At 42.0% G+C, this 12,054-nt stretch carries 10 protein-coding genes; 6 read left to right on the top strand and 4 right to left on the bottom strand.

The genetic code is table 11. From position 1 onward, the window contains the following. Nucleotides 1-22: 22 nt before the first annotated feature. The 3 genes from AB6T38_RS06125 to der all read left to right on the top strand — a co-directional run bounded on the left by AB6T38_RS06125 (nucleotide 23) and on the right by der (nucleotide 3,498). The gene (locus tag AB6T38_RS06125; RefSeq protein ID WP_372546462.1) at nucleotides 23-637 is read left to right on the top strand and encodes a YfgM family protein; all 615 of its coding nucleotides are present in this window, start codon (nucleotides 23-25) and stop codon (nucleotides 635-637) included. 7 nt (nucleotides 638-644) lie between these two features. Further along, nucleotides 645-1,883 carry an outer membrane protein assembly factor BamB gene (bamB, locus tag AB6T38_RS06120; RefSeq protein WP_372546626.1) on the top strand — a complete coding sequence of 413 codons (1,239 nt, stop codon included), beginning with the start codon at nucleotides 645-647 and terminating at the stop codon, nucleotides 1,881-1,883. Nucleotides 1,884-2,052: 169 nt separating this feature from the next. Then, a complete protein-coding gene (der, locus tag AB6T38_RS06115; RefSeq protein WP_372546461.1) occupies nucleotides 2,053-3,498 on the top strand; it encodes a ribosome biogenesis GTPase Der in 1,446 nt (481 codons plus the stop codon). Nucleotides 3,499-3,570: 72 nt separating this feature from the next. Here the strand turns inward: der and xseA are convergent, their stop codons facing one another. Further along, on the bottom strand, nucleotides 3,571-4,914 hold the full coding sequence (gene xseA, locus AB6T38_RS06110; protein ID WP_372546460.1) for an exodeoxyribonuclease VII large subunit: 1,344 nt from the start codon (nucleotides 4,912-4,914) through the stop codon (nucleotides 3,571-3,573). 288 nt (nucleotides 4,915-5,202) lie between these two features. On the opposite strand from xseA, the gene guaB reads away from it, so the two are divergent. After that, nucleotides 5,203-6,672, top strand: coding sequence for an IMP dehydrogenase (guaB, locus tag AB6T38_RS06105; RefSeq protein WP_372546459.1), 1,470 nt, complete (start codon nucleotides 5,203-5,205; stop codon nucleotides 6,670-6,672). Nucleotides 6,673-6,747: 75 nt separating this feature from the next. Then, a complete protein-coding gene (gene guaA / locus AB6T38_RS06100; RefSeq protein WP_372546458.1) occupies nucleotides 6,748-8,325 on the top strand; it encodes a glutamine-hydrolyzing GMP synthase in 1,578 nt (525 codons plus the stop codon). Between the two features lie 679 nt (nucleotides 8,326-9,004). Here the strand turns inward: guaA and AB6T38_RS06095 are convergent. Continuing rightward, the gene (locus AB6T38_RS06095) at nucleotides 9,005-9,241 is read right to left on the bottom strand and encodes a hypothetical protein (protein WP_372546457.1); all 237 of its coding nucleotides are present in this window, start codon (nucleotides 9,239-9,241) and stop codon (nucleotides 9,005-9,007) included. Between the two features lie 201 nt (nucleotides 9,242-9,442). Between AB6T38_RS06095 and tadA the strand changes: the two genes are divergently transcribed. Continuing rightward, on the top strand, nucleotides 9,443-9,973 hold the full coding sequence (tadA, locus tag AB6T38_RS06090) for a tRNA adenosine(34) deaminase TadA (RefSeq protein WP_372546456.1): 531 nt from the start codon (nucleotides 9,443-9,445) through the stop codon (nucleotides 9,971-9,973). 181 nt (nucleotides 9,974-10,154) lie between these two features. On the opposite strand, the gene AB6T38_RS06085 is transcribed toward tadA, so the two are convergent. Beyond that, complete coding sequence (locus tag AB6T38_RS06085) at nucleotides 10,155-10,307, bottom strand: hypothetical protein (RefSeq protein WP_348490871.1); 153 nt, start codon at nucleotides 10,305-10,307, stop codon at nucleotides 10,155-10,157. A 190-nt stretch (nucleotides 10,308-10,497) separates the two neighbouring features. Continuing rightward, entirely contained in the window at nucleotides 10,498-11,895 is a 1,398-nt protein-coding gene (gene mltF / locus AB6T38_RS06080; RefSeq protein WP_348490873.1) for a membrane-bound lytic murein transglycosylase MltF, read from the bottom strand. Nucleotides 11,896-12,054 lie beyond the last annotated feature (159 nt).

Genomic DNA, 12,054 nt, shown 5'->3' with positions numbered 1-12,054 from the left:
CAGCTTGTACGAGGAAAATTAAATGGAAGAGTTTGCAACAGAAGAACAACAAGTCGAAGCGATTAAGCGTTTTTGGCGTGAGAATGGCTTGGCGATTGCGGTTGGCGTAGTATTAGGTGTAGGTGGTTTGTATGGTTGGAGATATTACAACGATACTCAAATTGCAGCAAAAGAAGCGGCATCATTATCTTACGAACAATTAAGCACTACGTTAACTTCTGAAAATACGCAAAAAGCAGAAGCTTTTGTTGAAAGTAACGAAGGTGGATACTCTATTTTAACCGCATTGCAGCTGGCTAAATTAGCCGTTGAAAGTGGTGAATTAGAAAAAGCTGTCGACCATTTAAAATTTGCAGCAAATAACGCTCAAGACGCAGCACTAAAAAGCGTTGCTAATTTGCGCTTGGCAAGAGTACAGAATTCGTTAAATCAATTCGATCAAGCTTTAGCAAGCCTAGATTTAGTGACTCAACCCGCCTTCATTGCTCAAGTAGAAGAAATTAAAGGTGATGTTTACTTCAACCAATCTAATTTTGACGCTGCCAAAGAAGCTTATACCGCATCGTTAGAAGCGAATGCCGGTAATCAGCCTGTTAAAATGAAGTTAGATAATTTAGCGGTTGTTATAAATGGGTAGTATCAGTATGGGTTTAAGTTGGATTAAAGTGATTACATTCGTAAGTGTAATGACACTAGCAGGTTGTTCAACTATTTCTGGCTGGTTCATGGACGACGAAGAAATTGAAATTCGCACCCTAAAACCAATTGATGCTAAGTTTACTGCTACCCAGCTTTGGTCAAAAGATCTTGCTGGAGGAATCGATAAATTCTATTCAAGATTACGTCCAGCGGTTGCCTATGACAAAGTCTTTGCAGCAAGTCGACAAGGTACCGTTGCAGCTTTCGATCTAGAATCAGGTAAGCAGGTTTGGAAACGTGATTTTGCCGAGTATCCTAACGATAGCTGGTACAGTTTTATCACTAATTTATGGTCTGATGGTGTCACGGCTAAAATTTCCGGCGGTCTCACAGTTATATATGAAACTGTATTTTTGGGCTCTGAAAACGGCGAAGTTTATGCGTTAGATGCAAACACTGGTGAAACCAAATGGGTTACCCAAGTTCGTGGTGAAATTATTGCTTCTCCCGCCGTTGATGAAAACGTAGTGTTGGTTAATACCGGTTCAGGTACTCTTTTTGCGCTAGATGCAAATACTGGCGAACAAATGTGGATGTTTGAATCTGATGTGCCAGCATTGAGTTTAAGAGGTATTTCTGCCCCTGTCGCTGTAAATGGTGGTGCGTTAGTTGGTACTGCTACTGGCAAGTTGGTTGTGAACATTCTAGGTAGTGGTCAAACTGCTTGGGAACAAACCATCTCAGCTCCTTCAGGTGCAACGGAGTTGGAACGTATCGTTGATATCGATAGCCAACCCTTAGTTGTTGGGCCGAACGTTTATATTATTTCCTTTGATGGAACCTTAGCTGCAGTTGAGTTGCGCAGTGGACGAATTATTTGGAAACGTGAATATAATTCCTACAGACGTTTAGGGATTGATGGCAATAGCCTGTTTGTGACTGATAAGAATAGTAATATCTATGCCATCGACAGACGCAACGGCGTTGAGTTGTGGAGTCAAGGCAGCCTTAAAAAACGCAATCTTACATCACCTGAACCTATCGGCAAATACATGGTAGTAGGCGATAAGTATGGTTATTTACATTGGTTAGATAAAACCGATGGCACTATAGTGTCGCGTATGGATGTAGGTGGTGATGATGTAGATGAAGGGATTTATGTCGCCCCAGTTGCTTTTGGCGATAAAATTTATACCCAGACCAGAGATGGTGAACTAGTTGCCATTGAAGTCCCTATAATCTAATTAACTTTTGTTGATTTGACTTCATCGATTGTGTAAGTTCACAGATATTAACTAGCAAGGAATAGGTTGCTAGCAAGATACTGGACTTCATAGCCTAAGTACAAACTAATAACGGCTCAACTATCTAATTTAGATACTTGAGCCGTAACTTTTTTATTGGAATGAAAATATGTTACCTGTCATCGCTCTCGTTGGTCGCCCTAACGTGGGAAAATCTACTTTATTTAATCGACTAACTAATAGTCGAGATGCCTTGGTTGCTGACTATCCAGGATTAACTCGTGACCGAAAATATGGTCAAGCCAAATATGAAGGCTTACAGTTTATAGTGGTAGATACCGGCGGTATAAGTGGTGATGAGCAGGGTATTGATGCAGAGATGGCCGAGCAATCATTGTTAGCCATAGATGAAGCTCATGTGGTGTTGTTTTTGGTGGATGCTAGAGCCGGTTTGACGCCTGCCGATATTGGTATTGCTAATCATTTGCGTAAACAAGAAAAAACCGTTTATGTGGTCGCTAACAAAGTGGATGGCATTGACGGTGACAGTGAAACTGCAGAGTTCTATTCTTTAGGGTTAGGTGATGTTTCACAAGTAGCAGCGGCTCACGGTCGAGGGGTTACTCAACTCCTTGAAAAGTCGTTAAAGCCCATTGAAAAGCTGTATCCTGATATGCACATCCCCGAAGTTGCTCGCGATGATGATGGGGAAAATGCCGAAGCTGAATTACTTCGTTTACAAAGCTTACCCATTAAACTGGCAATTGTCGGCAAACCTAACGTGGGTAAGTCCACATTAACTAACCGCATTTTAGGTGAAGAACGGGTTGTGGTATTTGATATGCCAGGTACGACCCGAGACAGTATTTTCATTCCAATGGAACGAGACGATCGCGAATATGTATTGATTGATACTGCCGGGGTTAGAAAGCGTAAAAAAGTGTCTGATGCGGTAGAAAAGTTCTCCATTATTAAAACCTTACAAGCCATTGAAGAGGCTAATGTTGTTTTATTGTGTATCGATGCCAGAGAAGGTATTGCGGATCAAGACTTGAGCTTACTTGGCTTTGTACTCAATGCAGGGCGCTCGTTGGTGATAGCGGTAAATAAGTGGGATGGTTTATCAAAAGATGTTAAGGATGATATTAAACGAGAATTAGACCGTCGTTTAGGTTTTGTCGACTTTGCCAGAGTTCACTTTATCTCTGCGTTACATGGCACTGGAGTAGGGCACTTATTCGAATCTGTGCAAGAAGCTTATGCATCTGCAACTAAACGTATCAACACTTCTATGCTGACCCGCATTATGGAAATGGCTCAAGAAGATCATCAGCCGCCTATGGTTCGTGGTCGCAGAGTGAAAATGAAATATGCCCATGCTGGAGGGTATAACCCACCGGTGATCATTATTCACGGTAACCAAGTTGAAGATTTACCATCAGCCTACAAACGCTATATGATGAATTACTATCGTAAATCACTCCAAACCATGGGAACACCAATCCGGGTCGAGTTCAAAGAGGGCGCTAATCCATTTGAAGGTAAAACCAACAAACTTACCCTATCACAACAGCGCAAACGTAAACGATTAATGACCCATCACAAAAAGCCTTAATGGCTTCAATAGTTGAATTTGTCAGTCACAGATAGTCAAAAAGCACTGTCTGTGACTGTTACTTTTCCCCTGCTAGTTTTTACCTGTGACTTTGCTACTAACTGAACCATCATGAAACTGAGTGGTAATCTCATCATTTGGTTGCAATTGCGCACTGCTTTTGACAATTTCATTGTCTTTATAGGTAATGCTATAGCCGCGGGATAGGGTTGAAAGCGGGCTGACACTATCAAGCAGCTCAGACGCTTTGGCTAATTGAAGTTGTTTATTCACCAACAGGTTGGTTGTGGACTTTTTCAATTGTTTAATCAGATTCTGGTTCGTTTCCGTTAACCTTTCCAACCTATCTATAGGTGAACGATTCTGCAATCGTTGGCTTATGCCATTCAAACTGTTTGCGCTTTCTTCTAACCTGCGTTTCATACGGTGGGTTAGTAATATTTGCATCTGATCTAAGTGTTGTGTTTGTTGCTTGATTCGATTTTCTGGATGCAGGGCTTTTAACTGCTGGCTAACGATTTGCGATCTGTGCTTGTGAAATTGAGTTTGGCCGACCATGCTTCGATGCAATCGAGACTTTAAGCTTTGTATGCTTTGCAGCACTTCTAACATGTCTGTACTGACCAACTCAGCCGCCGCTGAAGGAGTGGGAGCGCGCACATCGGCAACAAAGTCAGCGATGGTTACATCCACTTCATGACCTACGGCACTAATGGTTGGGATCCCACATGAAAAGAGTCGACGAGCGACCGTCTCATCGTTAAAGCACCATAAATCCTCTAAAGAGCCACCCCCACGACCTATCACTAGAACGTCTACTTCATTACGTAAAACAGCTTTGTCTATGGCTTGGCACAGCTGAAATGGGGCTAACTCCCCTTGTACTTGTGACGGGTAAACAATTACTGAAATTAGAGGGTTACGGCGCTTTAATACGGTTAATATGTCGTGCAGTGCCGCCCCTGTGGCAGAGGTGATGACCCCCACACGTTGAATGGTCTCAGGCAATGATTTTTTGTGTTCAGTAGAAAATAGACCTTCTGCGGCCAGTTTGACTTTAAGCATTTCAAATTGTTGTTTTAATTGCCCTTCGCCTTCAGGCTCCATGAAATCAACAATAATCTGATAATCTCCACGGGCTTCGTATAAACCCACTGAAGCACGAACCAATATTTTGTCACCCTCTTTAGGACGTACTTTAATCCGTGAATTTGCACCGCGAAACATCGCTGCTTTTACTTGAGAACGAGCATCTTTGAGGGTGAAGTACCAATGCCCAGACGCAGCTGCGACAAAATTTGATATCTCTGCAGACAACCAAATTTGACCAATTTGAGACTCTAACACAGAGCGCGCAAGTCGATTTAATTGGCTAACAGTAAATATATTTTTGGAGGGATTAGATTGGTTTGGCATAAAATCCTTAACGATAATGCTGAATTGCTTTGACTCCAGCCACTTATAATATTCTTAAGCATTGAGCTTCACAAAAAATAAACACAACAGTAAAGTTTTGCACCTATTTTTACTACGTTTTAATGGCACTATTTTGAGTAGAATGGGAGATAATGCAAATAAATCTGTACGTTAACCAGATTAACCGCAAAAACTTTTGAAATTTTACTACAAATTCAGTTTACCTGATAACGCAAAACCGCTACAATCACGCCGCAATTAAAACCCGCTAAATATAGGTGTAATTGCATGTTGAGGATTGCTAAAGAAGCCCTGACTTTTGATGATGTACTCTTAGTTCCTGGGCACTCCACTGTGTTACCTCACACTGCCGATCTGCGCACCAGATTAACCAGCAGTGTATCATTGAATATCCCATTAATCTCTGCCGCCATGGATACAGTTTCTGAGGCACGGTTAGCTATTGCTCTTGCTCAAGAAGGCGGAATGGGATTCATCCACAAAAATATGGCCATTGAAGAGCAGGCCAACCATGTTCGTGCCGTTAAGAAGTACGAAAGTGGTGTGGTATCTGACCCTGTAACGGTAAGTTCACAAGCCACTCTAGGTGAAATCAATACACTGAGTAAACATCATGGTTTCTCAGGTTTTCCAGTGGTAGATGACGATAATAACCTTATCGGCATTGTAACTGGCCGTGACTTACGTTTCGAAAATAAACTTGATCAACCAGTGTCTAGCGTAATGACACCCAAAGAACGCTTAGTAACAGTGCCTGAAGGTGCTGCATCTGATGAAGTTTTAGAGTTGATGCATGAACACCGAGTTGAAAAAATTCTGGTTGTAGATGATGCATTCAAACTCAAAGGCATGATCACGGTTAAAGATTTCCAAAAAGCAGAAAATAAACCGAATGCGTGTAAAGACGAGTTAGGTCGTTTACGAGTCGGTGCAGCCGTTGGCGTAGGACCAGGTACTGAAGACCGTATTCAAGCCTTAGTCGAAGCTGGTGTGGATGTGTTATTGATTGATACATCTCATGGTCATTCACAAGGTGTGCTTGATCGTGTCGCAACCACTCGTAAAACATTTCCTGATTTACAAATTATTGCCGGAAATGTGGCAACGGCTGATGGTGCATTAGCCTTAGCTGACGCAGGCGTTAATGCGGTGAAAGTAGGTATCGGACCTGGTTCAATATGTACTACACGTATTGTTACCGGTTGTGGTGTTCCGCAAATCACTGCCGTTGCAGACGCTGTAGAAGCCCTTGAGGGAAGAGATATTCCGGTAATTGCTGACGGTGGTATTCGTTTTTCTGGGGATATTGCGAAAGCATTAGTGGCAGGCGCAAGTTGTGTCATGGTGGGTAGTATGCTGGCTGGAACTGAAGAAGCGCCAGGGGAAGTAGAGTTGTACCAAGGACGTTATTATAAGTCTTACCGCGGTATGGGCTCACTTGGCGCAATGAATCAAAGTCATGGTTCTTCTGACCGTTATTTCCAAGATACTAAATCGGAAGAAAAAATGGTGCCAGAGGGGATTGAAGGTCGTGTTGCTTACAAAGGCCCAATTTCCACTATTATCCATCAACAAATGGGTGGCTTGCGCTCAGCAATGGGACTTACTGGTAGTGCTACCATTGATATTTTGCGCACTAAACCACAGTTTGTGAAGGTAACAGCTGCAGGTATGGGTGAATCCCATGTGCATGATGTTAGCATCACTAAAGAAGCACCTAATTACCGCTTAGGTTAAGCTAACGATTCGTTCAATCTTAGGTATTGGCTTTCTGCCAATACCTGCTTTTATATTATTAACACGAGACTTTCCATGACCACTAATATTCATGATCAACGTATTTTAATTCTTGATTTTGGTTCTCAATACACCCAACTTATTGCCCGCCGCGTCCGAGAAATCGGCGTATATTGTGAGCTTTGGGCGTGGGACGTAAGCGAAGAGCAAATTAGAGAGTTTAATCCTAATGGAATTATTCTATCTGGTGGTCCAGAGTCCGTTACTGAAGCTAATTCGCCTCGCGCACCTGAGTATGTATTTGAGGCCGGTGTCCCTGTATTTGGTATTTGTTACGGTATGCAAACCATGGCGGCCCAATTGGGTGGAAAGGTGCTAGGTTCAGATAAACGTGAATTTGGTTATGCCCAAGTTGAAGTGATTGACAATATTCCGTTGTTAGCAAATATCGAAGACCATATTGGCAGTAATGGCAATGGTTTGTTGGATGTTTGGATGAGCCATGGTGACAAGGTGTTAGAAATACCTGAAGGTTTTGTCACTGGAGCACAAACTCCAAGTTGTCCTCATGCGGCAATGTTTGATGTATCTCGTCAATTTTACGGTGTGCAATTTCACCCTGAAGTAACCCATACTCGTCAGGGTATGCGTATTTTATCCCACTTTGTGATGGATATATGTGGTTGCCAAAAGTTATGGACTGCGGCGAGTATTATTGAAGATGCCGTTGAACGTATAAAACGAAAAGTAGGCGATGACCAAGTTATTCTTGGTTTGTCCGGTGGTGTTGACTCCTCGGTTACGGCAATGTTGTTGCATCAAGCCATTGGTAAAAACCTCACCTGTGTGTTTGTTGATAACGGTTTGTTACGTCTCAATGAAGGTGAGCAGGTAATGGAAATGTTTGGTGATCACTTTGGTCTTAACATTATCAAAGTTGATGCTGAACGCCGCTTTTTAGCTGCTCTTGAAGGGGAAGACGATCCGGAAGCGAAACGGAAAATTATTGGTCGTGAGTTTGTTGCAGTGTTCGATGAAGAATCGAAAAAACTAAGCAATGCAAAGTGGCTTGCTCAAGGCACCATTTATCCTGACGTCATCGAATCTGCAGGCTCAGCAACCGGTAAAGCGCATGTTATCAAGTCGCACCATAATGTGGGCGGTTTACCCGATGACATGGAAATGGGGCTAGTGGAACCTCTGCGTGAATTATTTAAAGATGAAGTACGTAAAATTGGTCTAGAGCTAGGCTTACCTTACGACATGTTATATCGTCATCCTTTCCCTGGTCCAGGTCTAGGGGTACGAGTGTTAGGCGAAGTGAAAAAAGAGTATTGTGATTTACTACGCCGAGCAGATGCTATCTTTATTGAAGAGCTTCATAACGCCGATTTGTATCACAAAGTCAGTCAGGCCTTTACCGTATTTTTACCGGTACGCTCCGTCGGTGTAATGGGCGATGCTCGAAAGTATGATTGGGTAGTCTCATTGCGTGCAGTTGAAACTATTGATTTTATGACTGCCCATTGGGCGCATTTACCTTATGAGTTTTTAGGTAAGGTTTCTAATCGTATTATTAACGAAATTGATGGCATTTCTCGTGTGGTTTACGATATTTCAGGTAAACCCCCTGCAACCATTGAATGGGAATAAAAGCTAGGGTCAGTTACATCTGACAATAGTTAGCACTACCAGAATAAACCTCAAAGCCCAGCGTTCGCGCTGGGCTTTTTGTTTGTCTAAGAGACAAACCTGATTATTGAGCTAGTTATCGAGCTCGTTATTGAGTTCAGTTAGTCCACTCTAGCCGTAGCAGACCAATAGGCCCAGAGAAGTATTGAGCAGGTTAAGCATATTTACGCTGTGGGAGAGGTCGAAATTTTATTTTCTCCATGAACATTCGCGCCTGACGTTTTACACATTACCGTTGTCGACCTAGTCTGTGCATTGCCAAAGCCCTACAACTGGCCCGGGAGAACCACCATACTACCCACAACACTTGTCACAGCGCTGTAGTAAAGGCTATGGATGGAATGGTCCAAGCAAACCCTATCGCATTTAACAAGGCTAAGGTTGAACCGATTCTCTCTCTTAGCGCTGTTTCAACGGCCAAAGCCGATAGCTAAGGAGAGTCCGCAATGACTGAATATGCTTTCATGATCACGAAACTAATGTACGCAGATTGTCTGGTTAACCGCTTAGTAAAGTGCTCCTGCGCGCTTGAGTTTTGAGTCCATCGGTAAGTCTCTGATTTATGTTGACTGTAGACAGAGAGTCGTAACTAAGCTGAAAGCTACAAAAAAGGCGATATTCCTATCGCCTTTTTGGGGGGTTACGCCGCTTTGTTACGTGCCAAGTTGTCAAACTCACGCTTGAGCACATATTTTTCATCAGTGACAATGGCTTCGAGTACTGCAATTCTTTCCTGCATTGCGGCAACTCGCTGTTTTAGTGCGTCATTTTCAGGTTCAGGTGCAGACACTTGTTTCAGGTCTTTTTTATCTTTCCCTGTTAGCTTAATAATGGTCCAGCAAATGATTGCGATAATGGCGATGGCGGTTAAATTCATAGCGTAGTCTCCTTTGACTGGCATAGTGTTAGCGTATTAGTATGTTTTGCCGTTATAATCTTGTTTTGCATATTCTTAACCAACTTTTATTTTTGTTTAATATCAATTAGTTATGGTTTTTACTGACTTTTGATAAGAATTTATATTAGTTAAAAAAACAACTTTTTGAGCAAATTAACCAATGTTTTGTGTGACCAAAAAATGACAACGCCAAATTCCGCAAGGGAAATTCAATTACAAGATGAGTATTGGATGAACTATGCACTATCGTTAGCCGACAATGCTTGGAAAATTGGCGAAGTACCCGTAGGTGCGGTGTTGGTCAAAGATAATAAAGTAGTTTCCCAAGGTTGGAATCAATCGATTAGTCTAAATGATCCCTCAGCTCATGCTGAAATGATAGCCATTCGGGAAGGGGGGAAGTCGCTAAATAACTATCGCATGTTGGACTGCACTCTTTATGTCACCTTAGAGCCTTGCCCAATGTGTGCAGGTTTGCTTGTTCATTCTCGGATCAAACGTTTAGTTTTTGGCGCAAAGGATTATAAAACAGGCTTCGCTGGTAGTTTAATGAACCTTTTAAACGATGAAAGACTAAATCATCAAATTGAGGTGCAAGGGGATGTTTTGGCTGAACAGTGTGCCAGCAAAATATCGGACTTTTTTAAGATGCGACGAGAGCAGAAAAAAGCCCTTAAACAAATAGCCAAAAGCGGCAGTAGTTTAAAGTGATCTCTAGTAAATATGCTGAACACTAGATCCAATCATTGGTTGTGAGGTTTGTCATTGTGGATAGGGGAATAAACAAAGTGACGAAAATGAATGTGGATTTATAAGTGGACAGTCGTTTGTGAGATATTTAATCGATTTAAAATCAAGCTAAACCAACACCGCCGTTTAGCTGAAGCTTTATTTAACTAGCTTCAGCAAAGGACTCTTGTAAGTCAAACTGTTGGAAATTTTGACGTCTATCTAACACTTTTTGATGTACTTTTTTCAACAGTAATCTTCTTCTGCTACTGTTATTGGTCTTCATCTTTTTGGTAAATGTATTTCTTTTTCTCATGGTAACTCCTTAAAGGATTTTTCTCCTATTTCAATTATTAAAACGGGTTAACTAATCTAGACAGCTAACCTCGCCATTAGTTTCAAATTTATTTCAATTGAAACAAATGAATCATGTACAGGTGGTTAGCTTGGCATGCAAATGTGACTGCTTTATGACAAGTCAATAAACAGCGAAAACTTCGGATGGTTTAATTTTCTTGCGCTTGAGCTGCGTCTTCAGCTTCATCGAGGGTCTCGGCATCCTGCCCGTCTAGCCAGACTAATGTATCATAATAACGCCTTATGTTGTCAACATAAGTTACAGCTTCGTCGCCCCGTGCATATCCGTAACGGGTAGTTTTATAATATTTTTTCTGACGTAATTGCGGCAAACGTTTCTTTACGTCTATCCACATGTCAGGATTGCCACCTTGTTTTTGAGTGAGTACCCGAGCATCTTCTAAGTGACCTAGTCCTATATTGTATGCAGCTAATGCAAACCAAATTCGATCCGGTTCTTGAATGCGAGCGGGGATTCGCGTTAATAAGTTGGCAAAATATTCCGCACCTCCGCGAATACTTTGTTCGGGATCCAGGCGTGATTCAATACCCAGATCTTCTGCTGTGGCTAAGGTTAACATCATCATGCCACGTACACCGGTTGGTGATTTGGCGTTTGGATTCCAATGGCTTTCCTGGTAGCTCATAGCAGCTAACAAACGCCAATCTAAACTTTGCGCATGTTGTTCAAACCATTGTCTAAAATTGGGTAAATTGCTTCGTGCAGAGCGGATAAACTCACGAGTATCCACATAGTTAAATTGTCGAACATGACCAAAGTATTTGTCTTCCAATGCCGCCAAAGTGCCATTAGATTGAATTAAACCAAAGTATTCAATCAACGCTGCCAACAAAGAGTCATCTTGGCTTTTATCTAATGCCCAGGCTACCCCTTGTTCTTTACTGATTGTAAAACCAATGCTCAGCTCAGGGTGTCTTCTGCGTAGCACTGCTAAAATATTCGAGTCTACTATGGTGTAGGCAAGTTCGTCGCTTAGCACCATTTCCATCAGTTCTTCTGCGTCTTTGTCGTCCGTTTCCCGCCAAACTAGTTGTGGATGAAATGGTTTGAATTCACGCAATGTTTCAGCATGGCTACTTCCAGCAATAACTAACATTTCTTCGGTTAAATCTGTAGCGCTTCGAGGGCGTTCATTCCCTTGTTTAAACACGACTTTTTGGCTGATATTTTGATACGCTGGACCAAAACGGAATAAATCTGCACGATCATTGGTGACACTAATCCCTGCCGCGATTAAATCTAAGTGATGATTAGCAAGCTGAGGAAATAGTTCATTCAAGGTGTAGTAGGGGAAGACTTCCAGACGCACGCCAAGATAGTTAGCGAAACCGCTAGCTAATTCATACTCAAAGCCCTCAGGTCCAACAGGACCATTGTAATAGGTTGTCAAACCATAATTGGTTCCAACTTTGAGTACACCTTGATCTAAGATGCGGGCTAAGGTGCTGGATTGTTGCGGTTTTTCACATGCACTGAGTACGAGTAATAGATTCAGTAATAAAAACCGTAAAACTGTCTTCTTCACAGATTCCCTTTAAAAGTGGCTTAATTAGGCCATTGTGACGAAATTGTTTGAATTCATCTAGAGGAATAATGCAATTGACCATTAAAAACTTTCAAATCGAGTAGATTGATGCTTATAAATCGATTGGTTTTACACTATAATTCGCGCCTCAAAACTTCC

The organism is Aliiglaciecola sp. SL4 (assembly GCF_041538045.1).
GTDB lineage: Bacteria > Pseudomonadota > Gammaproteobacteria > Enterobacterales > Alteromonadaceae > Aliiglaciecola.
Note: the sequence above shows the minus strand (reverse complement) of the source record. Positions and strands in the feature narration are given on the sequence as shown.

Excerpts from the sequence above, each read along its gene's own strand:
- AB6T38_RS06095 (WP_372546457.1), bottom strand. The coding sequence starts at position 9,241 with ATGAATTTAACCGCCATCGCCATTATCGCAATCATTTGCTGGACCATT.
- der (WP_372546461.1), top strand. The coding sequence starts at position 2,053 with ATGTTACCTGTCATCGCTCTCGTTGGTCGCCCTAACGTGGGAAAATCT.
- bamB (WP_372546626.1), top strand. The coding sequence starts at position 645 with ATGGGTTTAAGTTGGATTAAAGTGATTACATTCGTAAGTGTAATGACA.
- AB6T38_RS06085 (WP_348490871.1), bottom strand. The coding sequence starts at position 10,307 with ATGAGAAAAAGAAATACATTTACCAAAAAGATGAAGACCAATAACAGT.
- AB6T38_RS06125 (WP_372546462.1), top strand. The coding sequence starts at position 23 with ATGGAAGAGTTTGCAACAGAAGAACAACAAGTCGAAGCGATTAAGCGT.
- tadA (WP_372546456.1), top strand. The coding sequence starts at position 9,443 with ATGACAACGCCAAATTCCGCAAGGGAAATTCAATTACAAGATGAGTAT.
- guaB (WP_372546459.1), top strand. The coding sequence starts at position 5,203 with ATGTTGAGGATTGCTAAAGAAGCCCTGACTTTTGATGATGTACTCTTA.
- xseA (WP_372546460.1), bottom strand. The coding sequence starts at position 4,914 with ATGCCAAACCAATCTAATCCCTCCAAAAATATATTTACTGTTAGCCAA.
- guaA (WP_372546458.1), top strand. The coding sequence starts at position 6,748 with ATGACCACTAATATTCATGATCAACGTATTTTAATTCTTGATTTTGGT.